A 13,742-nucleotide genomic window follows, 5' to 3' on the forward strand; every position below is an offset into this window, starting at 1 on the left:
CCGCTGCCGCTGAAAAGGATGGAAAATGTCCAGGACCAAGACTGCCGAGACGATCGAAAACGTTGAATTCCCGAGCTTCGACGCTTCCAAGGCCACCGACCAGATGCGCGCTTTCGCCGAAAAGGGCGTTGAGCAGTCGAAGGAGGCCTACGCCAAGCTCAAGACTGGTGCCGAGGAGACCCAGAAGGCCCTGGAGTCGACCTACGAAACAGCCAAGGCTGTTTCCAGCGATCTGTCGCTCAAGACCATCACGGCGCTGCGCGCCAACGCCGAGGCCGGCTTCTCGCATCTCGAAGCCCTGATCGGTGCCAAGTCGCTGTCGGAAGTTGTCGAACTGCAGACCGCCTTCCTGCGCAAGCGCGTCGAACTGAGCGTCGAGCAGGCCAAGGACTTCCAGGCTGTTGCCTCCAAGGCGGCCGAGGATGTCTCGAAGCCGATCAAGACCGCCTTCGAAAAGGCGATCAAGGAAATCAAGGCCGCCTAATAAATGCGCATCGTCCGCGGATGCAGCAAAAGGTCGCATTTTGTCGGACAAATAGATGTGAGATAGTGACGGTTAATTGAATACCCGGCGGGTGGAACCTCCTCCCTCCACCTCCGGGGTGACCAGCCAGCACCTCCTCCCGCTGGCTCGTAACAGGAAAAGGCCGGCACCTCCTCCCGCCGGCCTTTTTCTTTGCCCGGCGATGGGTGCACCGCTGTGGGGAAGTGGCCTTTGCTTTGCAAAAGCCTTGAATTAGAATTCATAAGCCCGTAAGGACGCATCGCCGAACGACAGAGCGGATCGCGGAGAATGAACCTTCCACCTCGATCCTGCTACTAACGTTAAGACGTGCCGTTGTAGCTCAGATGGTTAGAGCGCCGGATTGTGGATCCGGAGGTCGCTGGTTCGATCCCAGCCAACGGTACCATCGGATTTCCCTCGTAAGTATCTGACTTCGCAGCAAGCCGATGAGCAAGATCACGCGCGAGGACGCGCTGAAGGTTCATAAATACTGGCTCGACCGGGTGGCGTCGGACGAGGGTCCCAGCGATCGCTCAGCCTCGACTGGCAACCGCAACATGGGCAACCTGCGATCACTCTACGGCGATTATTTTCGCCACTTGGGATTCCCCGAGCAGAAGAACCCATTTGCCGATCTCTCTTTCAGCGACAAATCGAAGCGCAGTCGCCCGCCGACGCGTGTTGCCAAGGCGGCGTGATATCGATAACATGCCGGCGGCAGTCCGATTATCAAGGGGTGGGGGATGAACTGGGGTGGACGTCAGATCAAGCTGCTGCGTTGGCGCGCTGCACTCGTGCCTGTGGCAGCGCGCGGACCAGTACTACTGATCCATGGGACGATCTGATGGCCAAGGCTGTTTCTTCGAAATCCGTCGAGAGCCACGCGCCGACAATGGCCGACGTGGCGGAGCGCGCGGGAGTATCGGCGATGACCGTCTCGCGTGCCCTGAAGGAGGGCAGCCGTGTTTCGAAGACGACGCGCGAGAAGATCATGGCTGCGGTCAACGACCTCGGCTACGTGCTCGATCAGTCGGCCGGCACGCTGTCGTCGCGCAAGACCGGCTTCGTTGCGGCGATCGTGCCCTCCATCAACAATTCGAACTTTGCCGACACAGCGCGCGGCATTACCGATGAATTGGAGAGCACGGGACTTCAGCTCTTGCTCGGCTACACGGACTACACAATAGAGAAGGAAGAGAGGCTGATCGAGGCGATGCTGCGCCGGCGGCCGGAAGGCATAATTCTGACCGGCGGCGCCCACACGGAACGGGCACGCCGCCTGCTGGCAAGCGTTGGCATCCCGGTGGTCGAAACCTGGGAGTTGCCGGTCAGGCCCATCGACCAGGTCGTCGGCTTTTCCAACGAGGAGGCGATGGGCCTGCTCGTCAAGACACTGGCCAGGAAGGGGTACCGGAAGTTCGGCTATATCGGCGGCACGACCTCACGCGATACGCGAGGCAGCCAACGGCGCGAAGGCTTTGTCAGGGCCATAGAGGAGCTGGGCCTGCCGCCCGGCCGCCTCGTGTCCTTCGGCGTGCCGCCGATTTCCATCGAGCAGGGAGGCCAGGCGCTCGTCAGCATGCTTGAGCGCTGGCCCGACACCGAGGCGGTGCTTTGCGTCTCGGACCTGTCGGCCTTCGGCGCGCTAATGGAATGCAAGCGCCGTGGCCTGCAGGTGCCGAAAGACATCGCCATTGCTGGCTTTGGCGACTATGAGGTCGCCGCCTTTTGCCACCCCGGCATCACCACCGTGAATGTGGACTGCTACGGCATCGGCCGGCAGGCTGCCCGCAGGCTAATCCAGATCATCCGTGGTGACGAGAAAAAGCGAGACCAGGAAATCGTTCTGACAGCCTATCGCGTGGTTGAGCGCGAAAGTACCTGAGCCCCCCGACATGAGGAAGAAGGGCGGTTCAATGGCCATGTTTCGCGAAACCATCAGCCTCACGCATGCCGGAGCGTTGAAGGCGGTCGCGGCCGGCTCGGCACGCGCGACCGCCATTGGCGTACCGCAATGTCTTGTGATCGTCGATGCGAGCGGCGAGACATTGGCCAGTCTGCGCATGGACGGTGCCCGGTTTCTCAGCCTGCGCACGGCACAAGCAAAGGCGCGCACGGCGGCGTCGGTCAACGCTGCTACAGGCGGCATGGCGCCCGATGCGGCGCTTTGTGCCGGGATCGCTTCGCAAGGTAGCGTGACCAATCTACCTGGCGGCCTGCCAATCCGCTTCGACGGCCGTCTGGCCGGTGGCATCGGAGTTGGTTCGGGAACCGGCGAACACGATTTCGACGTGGCTCGCGCAGCGTTGGCTGCGATTGGTGCCGACGTTGTTTGAGCTGCGCGCAACCGCGCGTTTAGCGGACTTTCAGAAGGCGATCTGCACCTTCATCGACTTGTTGCGGTCGCCGGCGACCTCGAAAGCGGCGATCGCCTCATCGATCGGATAGACCCCGGTCAGCAACGGTTTGACGTCGACGCGGCGCCGGTTGATCAAGTCGACGGCAAGTGCGAACTCGTCGTGAAAACGGAAGCTGCCGCGCATCTCGATCTCCTTGGCGACGATGAGGTTTTGCGGGATCGACAGGTCGCCGCCAAGGCCGAGCTGCACCAGCACGCCGCGCGGCTTCAGGACGTCGAGCCCGCCCCGCACGGCGCGCTCATTACCGGAGGCTTCGAACATCACATCGAAGCTGCCTTTGTCGACATTGTAGGCGGCGAGCTTGTCGCCCTCGGCAGCGACATTGATCGTGCGGTCGGCGCCGATCTCCGAAGCCTTGGCCAGCACGCCGTCCATGACATCGGTGGCAACGATCTCACGCGCGCCGTGGGCTCTTGCGGCGAGGATGCAAAGCGCGCCGATCGGACCGCTACCAGTGACAAGGACTCGCTTGTCGAGCAGCGATCCGGCGCGGTTCACCGCATGCAGCGTGACAGCGAAAGGCTCGGCGAAGGCGGCTTCGTTGATGGAAACGTCGTCGGCGACCTTGTGGCACTGCCACGCCTCGGCGACGAGGCGCTGACGGAAGGCGCCCTGGATGTGCGGCATCGGCATGGCGCTGCCGTAAAAACGCATGTTGAGGCACTGGTTCTGCATGCCTTGCAGGCAGTAGCGGCAGGCATTGCACGGCCGGCTTGGTGAGATTGCGACGCGGTCGCCGATGGCGAGAGAGGAGACGCCGCTGCCCAGCGCCCTGACCGTGCCGGCGACCTCGTGGCCGAGGATCATCGGTTCGCGCAGGCGGATCGCGCCGAAGCCGCCGTGGTTGTAATAGTGCAGATCCGAGCCGCAGATGCCGCCAGCTTCGACTGATATCTCGACTTGCCCCGTGCCGAGAGTCCCCGGATCGGTCTCTTCAATCCTCAAATCCTTTGCCGCGTGGATGACGATCGACTTCATGGCGGCGATCCTTTCTCAGACGACCGGTGTCAGCAAGGATCTTGCGCCGAAATGGGCGGCAAGATTATCGCGAACCAGCTGCCCCATCGCCTTGCGGGTCTCTACCGTACCACTGGCGTGGTGCGGTTGCAGTACGACGTTGGAAAGCCTCAGGAAGCGCTCGTCGATCGTCGGCTCGTTCCAGAACACGTCCAGCCCGGCGCTTTTGATCGTTCCCGATTCCAACGCCGTCAGCAGTGCCGTCTCGTCGACCGTGCTGCCGCGCGAAATGTTGATCACGATGCCGTCCGGTCCGAGTGCGGCCAATACCGCAGCATTGATGATGTGCTTTGTGCTGTCGCCGCCAGCCAGCGTGACGATCAGGAATTCGCTCGTTCGCGCCAGCTCGACCAGATCGCTGCAGAAGTCGTAAGGCAGGTCCTCGCGCTTGCGCACATCGAAATAGGCGATCTCGCAGTCGAAGGCCGCGGCGCGTTTGGCCACTGCCGCGCCGACACGGCCCATGCCCACAATGCCCAGCCTTTTTCCACAGACACGCGTGACCAGCCCCATATTCCCCTTGCGCCAGCTTCCATCGCGCACATAGGCGTCGGCCTGCGGGATTTTTCGCGCGACGGCAAGCAGCAGACCGATGCCGATGTCGGCCACGTCCTCGGTCAGCACATCAGGCGTGTTGGTGACGCGAATACCGTTGGCCCTGGCGTAGGCTAGATCGATGGCGTCGGTGCCGACGCCGTAGCAGGAAACAATCTCGAGCTTCGGCAGCTTCGCCATCAGCGCGGCGCTGGCGCCAAGCTCGCCCCGGGTGGCGATGGCGCGGATGGTGCCGGCATGGCTGGCGATCAGCGCATCCTTGTCCTGGACCTGCCAAAGCTTGTGAACGCGATAGGTGCGCTCGAGGTCCTCCATGTCCCATTCCGGATAGGGGCCAGTCATCAAAATGTCGGTCATGGCGCTCTCTGCTCCCAGTTCATTTTTTCCCATTGACTATGTTATCGATAACATCCATGTCAATAGGCATTGGCGAAGCGCAACGCAAATCGCGTCTGCTTCAGGACATCTCGCGGGAGGGCCCATGGGCAGTTCATTGTTCGACTTGACCGGCATGCGGGCGCTGATCACCGGGTCGGGGCAGGGCATCGGCCTGGCCCTGGCGGAAGGGCTGGCTGAGCACGGCGCTGAGATCGTGCTCAACGGCCGCACCGCCAGCAAAATTGAGGCGGCGGCGGATGCGCTGACAATGAGAGGCTTCAAAACCCATAGCGCTATCTTCGACGTCACAGATCATGCGGCTGTAGCGAACGGGGTCGCCGAAATCGAGGCTGGCATCGGCGCCATCGACATCTTGATCAACAATGCCGGCATGCAATTCCGCACGCCGCTCGAGGACTTTCCCGCCGACAAATGGGAGGAGCTGTTGCGGACCAACATCTCCAGCGTTTTCTTCGTCGGGCAGGCGGTGGCGCGGCACATGATCCCACGTAAGCGCGGCAAGATCATCAACATCGCTTCGGTGCAAAGCGAACTGGCGCGCACCAACATTGCGCCCTACACCGCCACAAAGGGCGCGGTGCGCAACCTGACGCGCGGCATGTGCGCCGATTGGGCCAAGCACGGGCTGCAGGTCAACTCCATTGCTCCGGGCTATTTCAAGACTCCGCTCAACAAGGCGCTGGTCGACAATCCCGAATTTTCGGCCTGGCTGACCAACCGCACGCCGGCAGGACGCTGGGGCGACGTCGGCGAACTGGTTGGTGCCGCGGTGTTCCTGGCTAGCCCGGCCTCTTCTTTTGTCAATGGACACACGCTTTATGTCGACGGCGGCATCACCACCTGCCTTTGAGCCTGCACTCATCGTCGTGATGGGTGTGAGCGGATGCGGCAAGACCAGCGTCGGCATCGAGATCGCCGCGCGGTTTGGCCTTGCCTTTGTCGAAGGCGACACGTTGCATCCGTACGGCAATGTCGAAAAAATGTCTGCGGGCATGGCGCTGACCGACGAGGACCGCTTGCCGTGGCTCGATCTGGTCGGCGCGGCCTTATGTCTGGCGGGCCAACAGGGCCGTGGCCTTGTCATCAGTTGTTCGGCGCTGAAGACATCGTACCGCGACCGGTTGCGTCAGGCGGCAAACGGACCGGTGTTCTTCGTGCATCTCGAAGGGACGCGCGCGGTGCTCCAGGCGAGATTGGCGGAACGCCGCGGCCATTTCTTTCCTCCGGCGTTGCTCGACAGCCAGTTCGCCGCACTGGAGAGTCCTGCCGGCGAGCCGCTGGTGGTCACCGTCGACATCGACGCTCCGGTGGACAGTATCGCAGATACGGCGCTGAATGGGCTTAGCGCCCTCGGCATCGTTCCGGCTGCCAAGTTGAAGAGAGAGGCACGTTGAGATGAGCCAAGCAGCGAAAGTCGCCGTCATCGGCGCCGGCATCATGGGATCGGCGATCGCCACAAGGCTGATCGAGACAAAGCAAGAGGTGACGGTGTTCGATCTCGACAAGGCCAAGGTCGCGGCGCTGACAGCCAAAGGTGCGGCATCGGCGGTGTCGGTTGCCGAGGCGACGCGGGCCAATGACTTCGTCATCCTCAGCCTCAACCATGCCGACATCGTGCGCGCGGTGGTGTTCGGCGAAGGCGGTGCCGCTGCCACAGCGTCGTCCGAAAAGCTGCTGATCGACATGTCATCAATTGATCCTGCCGACACCGCGCGGATGGCAAGAAAACTGTCGGCCGAGACGGGCATGAAATGGCTCGACTGCCCGCTGTCGGGCGGCGTTCCCGGCGCATTGGCCGGCCGGCTGACGGTGATGGCCGGCGGAGAGCGGGCCGACTTCGAACGCGCCCGCGCCGTGATGCAACATCTTTGCGCCAATTACACGTTGATGGGTCCAAGCGGGGCAGGGCAGACGACAAAGCTCATCAACCAGCTGTTTTGCGCGGTTCTGTTCCAGGCGGTTGCCGAAGCGGTCAAGCTTGCCGAGGCCGGCGGTGTCGATCCCCGGACGATCCCGGCGGCGCTCAAGGGCGGGCGCGCCGATTCCAGCATCATGCAGGAATTCATGACGAAGTTCGCCGCACGCGACTATTCGCCGACCGGCCGCATCGACAACATGCTGAAGGATCTGGATTCTCTGCAATCCTTCGCGCTGAAGACCAGGACGCCGCTGCCGATGACCGGGCAGGTCGTCGAGATCCACCGCCTCCTTTGCGCTGCCGGCTTGGGGCCGAAGGACTCGGCGGAGATGATGCGCCTGCTCGACGGTAAGTCCGCCTGATCGATCGCTCCGAATTTGATGCTTGACGCCCTGAAATGTTATCGATAACATAGTTTGGCGATCTCGGGAGGAACGCGATTGTGGCCCACGAAAAACTGATCGAGTTCAAGTCGATTACGAAGGAGTTTGGCGGCACCCGCGCTCTCTCCGACGTGACACTCGATGTCGGCAAGGGCGAGATCCTGGCGCTGCTCGGCGAGAACGGCGCCGGTAAGTCGACGCTGATCAAGACGCTTGCCGGGATCTACCGGCCTGATGGCGGCCAGATACTGTTTTGTGGCGAGCCCTATCACCATCACCCGCCACGTCCCAACCAGCGCCAGCCCGTGGCCTTCATCCATCAGGATCTCGGCCTGATCGAATGGATGACGGTCGGCGAGAACGTCGGCCTCGCCCAAGGGTTTTCACTGCGCTCCGGCCTCATCGATTGGCGCGCCACCGAGGAGCGGGCACGTGAAGCGCTGAAGCTGGTCGGTTGCGACTTCGATCCGACGACGCGCGTCCAGGATCTGACCCGGACCGAAAAATCACTGGTCGCGATTGCCCGCGCGCTAGCCACCGAGGCCGATGTGCTCGTGCTCGACGAACCGACGGCCAGCCTCCCAGCCGACGAGGTCGAGCGTCTGTTCGACGCGATACGCCCGCTCAAGCAGCGCGGCGTCGGCATGATCTATGTCTCACACCGGCTTGATGAAATCTTCCGCATAGCCGACAGGGTAGCGGTCCTGCGTGACGGCAGGCTGATCGGGCAGAAGCAGGTCGCCGACACTAGGCCGGAAGAACTGGTCGAGATGATCGTCGGCCGTCCGGTAAGCCAGGTTTTCTCCAAGGTAGAGACCGAGGCCGGTGAGACCATCTGTGCCGTCCGCGACCTGGTTTGCGTCGGCGCCGGCCCGGTGTCATTCGAGGTGCGCAAGGGCGAGCTGCTTGGTCTGGTCGGGCTGCGCGGGGCCGGGCAGGAACTGGTCGGTCGTGCTTTGTTCGGCTGCCAGCCATTTGCCGGCATGGTGACCATCCGCGGCGCCACGCCGGATCTGTCGAGCCCGATCGCCGCGATGGCGTCCGGCGTCGGGCTAATCGCGCGCGACCGCACCGAGGAATCGATCGCAGCTTCGCTGTCGATCCGAGAAAACAGCTTTCTTAATCCAGGCGCCGGGATGCGTGGCCTGTTCTCGTTCTTGGCGCCCCACAAAGAGGCAGCCCTCGCGCAAGCCATCGGCGCCTCGGTGGGCTTGCGCCCCAATGATCCGAACCTGCCGATCGAGGCATTGTCCGGTGGCAATCAGCAGAAAGTTGTGGTTGGGCGCTGGCTGCACACCGGCCGTACCTTGCTGATCGCCGAGGACCCGACAGCCGGCGTCGATGTCGGCGCCAAGGCCGAGATCTACCGGCTGATCGGACACGCGCTCGAAGCCGGCCTGGCGGTCGTCGTCGTGTCGACCGACTTCGAGGAGATCGCTCATATCTGCCATCGTGCCCTAGTGTTTTCGCGCGGCCGCATCGTGCGCGAACTGACTGGAAAAGACCTCACCACGTCCGCCGTGATCACCGCGGCATCGGCTTCCGAAGCCGCCTGATTTTTCTGGGAGCAAAGCCCATGCAATCGATCGAATCCAGCGCGCTTGAGCCGACCCGCGGTGAGATGGCCAGCCTATCCATGAGGCAGAAGATCGCCCGGCTTTTGCCTGTCTACGGGCTGGTGATCTTGACCGTGCTGTTGATCCTGCTGTTCTCGATCCTGCTGCCCAACACCTTTCCGACGCTGCTCAATCTGCGTTCGATCATTTCCGACAAGGCGATCATTGCGCTGTTATCACTGGCTGCGATGATGCCGATGGCGTCGGGTCGCATCGACCTGACAGTCGGCTATGGCATCGTCTTGTGGCACATCCTCGCCATCAGCCTGCAGACAATGTTCGGCTTCCCATGGCCGCTAGCGGTGCTGATTGTGTTGCTGCTCGGAGCCGCGACCGGCTTCCTCAACGGCCTGCTGGTCGAAGTCGCCCGCATCGATTCCTTCATCGCCACGCTCGGCACCGGCACCGTGCTCTATGCACTGGCGCTCTGGCACACGGGCGGCAGGCAAGTCGTTGGCGTTTTGCCCAACGGTTTTTATGCGCTTAACGGCACCATGGTGTTCGGGCTGCCAATCACCGGCCTCTATGTCTTGGCCATCGCCGTCGCGCTGTGGATCATCCTCGAATACCTGCCGATCGGCCGTTACGTTTACGCCATCGGCGCCAATCCAAAGGCTGCGGCGCTGAATGGCATTCCTGTGCGCCGCTTCGTCATCGGCGCCTTCGTCTCCTCGGGTTTCCTGACGGCGCTGACCGGCGTGCTGCTTGCCTCCAAACTGCGCATCGGCCAAGCGAGCGTTGGTTTGGAATATCTGCTGCCGGCGCTTGTCGGCGCCTTTCTCGGCTCGACCACCATCAAGCCTGGGCGCGTCAATGTCTGGGGCACGATGACCGGCGTCATCATCCTGGCCGTCGGCATTTCCGGCATCCAGCAGTTTGGCGGCTCCTTTTTCGTCGAGCCGCTGTTCAACGGGGTGACACTGCTCGTCGCCATCGGCATCGCCGGCTACGCCCAACGTAAGCGCGGTGCCGCCCAGCACGTCAGGATCAGGAACGCCCAGCCACCCGCGGAGTAATCGGCCCGCGCCGCACTCCCGGTGCCCGGAACCTATTCGGAATGACAGTATGAGCGACTACGAGATTCTGGACGACCGTTTCGGCAAGCTGATCATCGGCCATGCCAAGCTCGAACGGTTGTGGACCGGCAGCCGCTGGGCGGAAGGTCCTGTCTATGTGCCATCGGCAAAGCATTTGCTGTGGTCTGACATCCCCAACGACCGGCTGCTGCGCTACGACGAAACCGACGGCTCCGTCAGTGTCTTCGAGACGCCATGCAACAACCAGAACGGCCACACACTTGATCGCGAAGGCCGCGTCGTCGGCTGCGAGCATCGCGGGCGCCGGGTCTCCCGGCTCGAGCATGACGGCCGCTGGCAGGCCCTGATCGAAAGCGTCGATGGCAAGCGGTTCAATTCGCCCAACGATGTGGTGGTCAAATCCGACGGAACGATCTGGTTCACCGACCCCGTCTACGGCATCGATAGCCACTATGAGGGCAAGATCGCCAATCCAGAGATCGGTGGCTCTCACGTCTACCGATTTGACGAGGCCGCGGGCGAACTGACCACTGTCATCACCGATAGGGTGCAGCCGAACGGTCTCGCCTTCTCACCCGACGAGAAGATACTCTATGTCTCGGACACCGGCGCCAGCCATGTGCCGGGCCTGCCGCGCGCCATCCACGCGTATGGACTCGCTGACAACGGCCGCTCGGTTCGGGCAAGTGACATTTTTGCAGAATGTCGAGCCGGCATGTTCGATGGGTTCCGCGTCGATCGCGACGGAAACATCTGGTCGTCCAGCGCCGACTCGGTGCGGGTTTACGCACCGGACGGGACACTGATCGGCCGGGTGCTGGTTCCTGAACTGGTCTCCAATCTCTGTTTCGGCGGCCCCAAGCGCAACCGCCTCTACATCACTGCGCAGACATCGCTCTACGCCATCTACGTCAACGCCCATCCGGCCGGGGTTGGCCCGGTTGCCGGAGATATCAGTCGGTGAGGGGGCGCCGACGTTCCACCGCAACGTTCCAAATCGCACGCAAATTCTTGAAAGCTAAGGGAGGTACCAACATGCAACGCAGGACATTTTTAAACGCTTCCGTCGCCTGGATGGCGATGGCCATCGCTACTCCGGTTCTGTTCTCCGGTCAGGCGAGGGCGGACGCGATGGCTGATGCCATGGCGGTTGTGCAGAAGTATGCCCAGAAGGTCACGGCCTGGGACGGTCCGACCACTGGGCCGAAGGCGCAGCCCGGCAAGACCATCGTCATTTTGGCCGGCGACCTCAAAAACGGCGGCATTCTCGGCGTCACCACCGGTGTTGAGGAAGCCGCCAAAGCGATCGGCTGGGAGGTCAAGGTCATCGACGGCGCCGGCTCGATTGGCGGCCGCACCGCCGCTTTCGGCCAGGCGATGGCGCTGAAGCCCAACGGCATTGTCATCAACGGTTTCGACGCCGTCGAGCAGGCGCCGGCACTGGAGCAGGCCAAGGCCGCCGGCATTCCGCTGGTGTCCTGGCATGCCGGCCCGGTGATCGGACCTGATGAAAGAGCCGGCGTCTTCGCCAACGTGTCGACCGACGCCATGCAGGTCTCCACCGCCGCCGCCGACTGGGCCTATGCCGACGCCAAGGGCAAGCCCGGCGTCGTCATCTTCACCGACTCGACCTATGCGATTGCCATCGCCAAGGCCGACAAGATGAAGGCCGAGATCGAGCGGCTTGGCGGTAAGGTGCTCGAATATGTCGACACGCCGATCGCCGAGACTTCGCAGCGCATGCCACAGCTGACGACCTCACTGCTGCAGAAATACGGCGATGCCTGGACGCATTCGTTGGCCATCAACGACCTCTATTTCGATTTCATGGGTCCTTCGCTCGCGGCTGCCGGCAAGGCCGGCACCGATGCGCCGATCAATGTCGCCGCCGGCGACGGCTCGGAATCAGCCTATCAGCGCATCCGCGCCGGCCAGTTTCAGAAGGTGACGGTGGCCGAGCCGCTCAACCTGCAGGGCTGGCAGTTGGTCGACGAACTGAACCGCGCCATGGCCGGCGAAAAATGGTCTGGCTATCTGTCGCCGCTGCATGTGGTGACGGCCGACAATGTCGAGTTCGACGGCGGCCCCAACAATTCGTTTGATCCCGGTAACGGCTACCGCGACGAGTACAAGAAAATCTGGGGCAAATAGCATCGTCAACGCGGGCGTTTCAGGCGATGCGCCCGCAAGCCTTCCCGCCGGCATCCGCTCGCAAAGGCTTTGGTGTGCAAATGCAAGCAAATCAGGAACCATCGCGATGATCATCCGCTACGCACTCTTTGAAGGTGAGATCCACGCCGGACGCGAGAGTGAGTTCCGACATTTCGTCAGGGAGCGGTTGGTGCCCCTGTGGACGCAGTTTCCGGGCGCCGAGGAAGTGCGCGTGCTGGACGGCACGGCTCGTGACGACGGCGCGCCGGGCTATGCCATGGCGCTCGCCATCCGCTATCCCGACATGGATACTTGTAACAAGGCGCTTCAGTCCAGCGTGAGATTTCAGAGCCGCGACCTGACCAGCGAACTTCTCAAGATGTTCACCGGCCGCGTCCATCACCATGTTTTCGAGGCCAATGAATACGCCATTGCCTAGCGCGGCGTCGGTGGTGGGGAGTTCGGACACGCCAAGCCGACGCGGCTTTGGCCCTTGCCTTGGGCCAATCGGGGCGAATTTGAGTCATTTTACGCTTGGTTCACACCTCACGGCAGTGGTCTCCCGAACCAGCGACCATCTGCTCTCGCTTCCGGTCAATCGCTATCACGCAATAATAGTTCCAGCCGCCGAACTTCGCGCATAAGGCAGCGGAATTCGCTGCTGCCCCTAGAGGACCCCCTCAAGCCGCCGGCTGCATTGCCGCCCTCTCCAGCATGCCGAACAGGTCGCGCGGCTCGTCGGGGTCGGCGAGCAGGTCGAGCTCCTCGTAGAGGCCGGTCGCCTGGAGCTGGTCGCGGACATAGCGCAGCGCCGAAAAATCCTCGGTGGCGAAGCCGACGGAATCGAACAGCGTGATCTGTTCGGGCGCCTTGCGGCCCTCAGCCTGGCCGGTCATCACCTGCCACAGCTCGGTCACCGGATGGTCGGCGTCGAGCTGCTGGATCTCGCCCTCGACGCGCGTCTGCGGCGGGAACTCGACGAAGATGTCGGAGCGCAGCAGGATGTCGCGATGCAACTCGGTCTTGCCGGGGCAGTCGCCGCCGACCGCGTTGATGTGGACGCCGGTGCCGACCATGTTGTCGGTGAGAATGGTGGCGTACTGCTTGTCGGCCGTCACCGTGGTGATGATGTCGACGCCTTCCACCGCATCCTGGCCGGTCGAACAGATGATGATGTCGAAACCCTTGCCGGCCAGGTTGCGGGCGCATTTTTGCGAAGCCTGGCGGTCGATGTCGTAAAGCCGCAGCCGGTCGATGCCGGTGAGCGCCTTGAAGGCGATGGCTTGGAATTCGGACTGGGCACCGTTGCCGATGATGGCCATGACGCGCGATCCCTTAGGCGCCAGATATTTGGCCGCGAGGGCAGAGGTGGCCGCGGTGCGCAGCGCCGTCAGGATCGTCATTTCAGTGAGCAGCATCGGATATCCGGAGCCGACATCGGCGAGCACGCCGAAGGCGGTGACCGTCTGGCGGCCCTCGCGCATGTTCTTCGGATGGCCGTTGACATATTTGAAGCCGTAGAGCCGGCCGTCGCTGGTCGGCATCAGCTCGATGACGCCGTCATGGCTGTGCGAGGCGATGCGCGGCGTCTTGTCGAACAGCTCCCAGCGGCGGAAATCCTCCTCGATATAGGCGGCGAGCTCGGTGAGGAAGCGCTCGACGCCGATGGCGTGCACCAGCTTCATCATGCGGTCGACGCTGACGAAAGGGACGATGGCAAGGCGCGAAGGCTGGCTCATGG

The 13,742-nt window shown here is 62.6% G+C and carries 15 protein-coding genes and 1 tRNA gene; 13 read left to right on the forward strand and 3 right to left on the reverse strand.

Annotation, left to right across the window (positions count from 1 at the left end; translation table 11 throughout):
- Nucleotides 1-25 precede the first annotated feature (25 nt).
- The 5 genes from FJW08_RS26710 to FJW08_RS26730 all read left to right on the forward strand — a co-directional run bounded on the left by FJW08_RS26710 (nt 26) and on the right by FJW08_RS26730 (nt 2,841).
- Nucleotides 26-484 (forward strand): phasin, encoded by a 459-nt coding sequence (locus tag FJW08_RS26710; protein WP_140758954.1) that lies wholly within the window; start codon nt 26-28, stop codon nt 482-484.
- A 350-nt stretch (nt 485-834) separates the two neighbouring features.
- A tRNA-His gene (locus tag FJW08_RS26715) sits at nt 835-911 on the forward strand.
- Between the two features lie 40 nt (nt 912-951).
- Nucleotides 952-1,203: a hypothetical protein gene (locus FJW08_RS26720; RefSeq protein WP_181178617.1), complete on the forward strand. Its 252-nt coding sequence runs from the start codon at nt 952-954 to the stop codon at nt 1,201-1,203.
- A 146-nt stretch (nt 1,204-1,349) separates the two neighbouring features.
- The gene (locus FJW08_RS26725) at nt 1,350-2,390 is read left to right on the forward strand and encodes a LacI family DNA-binding transcriptional regulator (RefSeq protein ID WP_140812953.1); all 1,041 of its coding nucleotides are present in this window, start codon (nt 1,350-1,352) and stop codon (nt 2,388-2,390) included.
- A gap of 31 nt (nt 2,391-2,421) precedes the next feature.
- A complete protein-coding gene (locus FJW08_RS26730; RefSeq protein WP_140758956.1) occupies nt 2,422-2,841 on the forward strand; it encodes a heme-binding protein in 420 nt (139 codons plus the stop codon).
- A gap of 30 nt (nt 2,842-2,871) precedes the next feature.
- On the opposite strand, the gene FJW08_RS26735 is transcribed toward FJW08_RS26730, so the two are convergent.
- Both FJW08_RS26735 and FJW08_RS26740 read right to left on the reverse strand, forming a co-directional pair.
- Nucleotides 2,872-3,903, reverse strand: coding sequence for an L-idonate 5-dehydrogenase (locus FJW08_RS26735; protein ID WP_140812954.1), 1,032 nt, complete (start codon nt 3,901-3,903; stop codon nt 2,872-2,874).
- A gap of 15 nt (nt 3,904-3,918) precedes the next feature.
- Complete coding sequence (locus FJW08_RS26740) at nt 3,919-4,854, reverse strand: 2-hydroxyacid dehydrogenase (RefSeq protein ID WP_140812955.1); 936 nt, start codon at nt 4,852-4,854, stop codon at nt 3,919-3,921.
- A gap of 124 nt (nt 4,855-4,978) precedes the next feature.
- On the opposite strand from FJW08_RS26740, the gene FJW08_RS26745 reads away from it, so the two are divergent.
- The 8 genes from FJW08_RS26745 to FJW08_RS26780 all read left to right on the forward strand — a co-directional run bounded on the left by FJW08_RS26745 (nt 4,979) and on the right by FJW08_RS26780 (nt 12,440).
- Entirely contained in the window at nt 4,979-5,746 is a 768-nt protein-coding gene (locus FJW08_RS26745) for an SDR family oxidoreductase (protein WP_140758973.1), read from the forward strand.
- On the forward strand, nt 5,715-6,290 hold the full coding sequence (locus tag FJW08_RS26750) for a gluconokinase (protein WP_140812956.1): 576 nt from the start codon (nt 5,715-5,717) through the stop codon (nt 6,288-6,290). The genes FJW08_RS26745 and FJW08_RS26750 overlap by 32 nt, the downstream gene beginning before the upstream one ends.
- A 1-nt stretch (nt 6,291) precedes the next feature.
- On the forward strand, nt 6,292-7,176 hold the full coding sequence (locus FJW08_RS26755) for an NAD(P)-dependent oxidoreductase (RefSeq protein WP_140812957.1): 885 nt from the start codon (nt 6,292-6,294) through the stop codon (nt 7,174-7,176).
- A gap of 80 nt (nt 7,177-7,256) precedes the next feature.
- Nucleotides 7,257-8,753 (forward strand): sugar ABC transporter ATP-binding protein, encoded by a 1,497-nt coding sequence (locus FJW08_RS26760; protein WP_140812958.1) that lies wholly within the window; start codon nt 7,257-7,259, stop codon nt 8,751-8,753.
- Between the two features lie 20 nt (nt 8,754-8,773).
- A complete protein-coding gene (locus tag FJW08_RS26765) occupies nt 8,774-9,829 on the forward strand; it encodes an ABC transporter permease (RefSeq protein ID WP_140812959.1) in 1,056 nt (351 codons plus the stop codon).
- A 49-nt stretch (nt 9,830-9,878) separates the two neighbouring features.
- Entirely contained in the window at nt 9,879-10,814 is a 936-nt protein-coding gene (locus FJW08_RS26770; RefSeq protein ID WP_140758963.1) for an SMP-30/gluconolactonase/LRE family protein, read from the forward strand.
- A 71-nt stretch (nt 10,815-10,885) separates the two neighbouring features.
- The gene (locus FJW08_RS26775) at nt 10,886-12,001 is read left to right on the forward strand and encodes a substrate-binding domain-containing protein (protein ID WP_140758964.1); all 1,116 of its coding nucleotides are present in this window, start codon (nt 10,886-10,888) and stop codon (nt 11,999-12,001) included.
- Between the two features lie 106 nt (nt 12,002-12,107).
- Complete coding sequence (locus tag FJW08_RS26780) at nt 12,108-12,440, forward strand: hypothetical protein (RefSeq protein WP_140758965.1); 333 nt, start codon at nt 12,108-12,110, stop codon at nt 12,438-12,440.
- Between the two features lie 241 nt (nt 12,441-12,681).
- On the opposite strand, the gene FJW08_RS26785 is transcribed toward FJW08_RS26780, so the two are convergent.
- Nucleotides 12,682-13,740 (reverse strand): ornithine cyclodeaminase, encoded by a 1,059-nt coding sequence (locus FJW08_RS26785; protein ID WP_140812960.1) that lies wholly within the window; start codon nt 13,738-13,740, stop codon nt 12,682-12,684.
- Between the last annotated feature and the right edge of the window lie 2 nt (nt 13,741-13,742).

Origin of the sequence: Mesorhizobium sp. B3-2-1 (assembly GCF_006439515.1) — a bacterium.
Classification (GTDB): Bacteria; Pseudomonadota; Alphaproteobacteria; order Rhizobiales; family Rhizobiaceae; genus Mesorhizobium.

Coding starts and splice junctions, on each gene's coding strand:
- FJW08_RS26710 (WP_140758954.1), top strand. CDS start 26: ATGTCCAGGACCAAGACTGCCGAGACGATCGAAAACGTTGAATTCCCG.
- FJW08_RS26720 (WP_181178617.1), top strand. CDS start 952: ATGAGCAAGATCACGCGCGAGGACGCGCTGAAGGTTCATAAATACTGG.
- FJW08_RS26725 (WP_140812953.1), top strand. CDS start 1,350: ATGGCCAAGGCTGTTTCTTCGAAATCCGTCGAGAGCCACGCGCCGACA.
- FJW08_RS26730 (WP_140758956.1), top strand. CDS start 2,422: ATGGCCATGTTTCGCGAAACCATCAGCCTCACGCATGCCGGAGCGTTG.
- FJW08_RS26735 (WP_140812954.1), bottom strand. CDS start 3,903: ATGAAGTCGATCGTCATCCACGCGGCAAAGGATTTGAGGATTGAAGAG.
- FJW08_RS26740 (WP_140812955.1), bottom strand. CDS start 4,854: ATGACCGACATTTTGATGACTGGCCCCTATCCGGAATGGGACATGGAG.
- FJW08_RS26745 (WP_140758973.1), top strand. CDS start 4,979: ATGGGCAGTTCATTGTTCGACTTGACCGGCATGCGGGCGCTGATCACC.
- FJW08_RS26750 (WP_140812956.1), top strand. CDS start 5,715: ATGTCGACGGCGGCATCACCACCTGCCTTTGAGCCTGCACTCATCGTC.
- FJW08_RS26755 (WP_140812957.1), top strand. CDS start 6,292: ATGAGCCAAGCAGCGAAAGTCGCCGTCATCGGCGCCGGCATCATGGGA.
- FJW08_RS26765 (WP_140812959.1), top strand. CDS start 8,774: ATGCAATCGATCGAATCCAGCGCGCTTGAGCCGACCCGCGGTGAGATG.
- FJW08_RS26770 (WP_140758963.1), top strand. CDS start 9,879: ATGAGCGACTACGAGATTCTGGACGACCGTTTCGGCAAGCTGATCATC.
- FJW08_RS26775 (WP_140758964.1), top strand. CDS start 10,886: ATGCAACGCAGGACATTTTTAAACGCTTCCGTCGCCTGGATGGCGATG.
- FJW08_RS26780 (WP_140758965.1), top strand. CDS start 12,108: ATGATCATCCGCTACGCACTCTTTGAAGGTGAGATCCACGCCGGACGC.
- FJW08_RS26785 (WP_140812960.1), bottom strand. CDS start 13,740: ATGAGCCAGCCTTCGCGCCTTGCCATCGTCCCTTTCGTCAGCGTCGAC.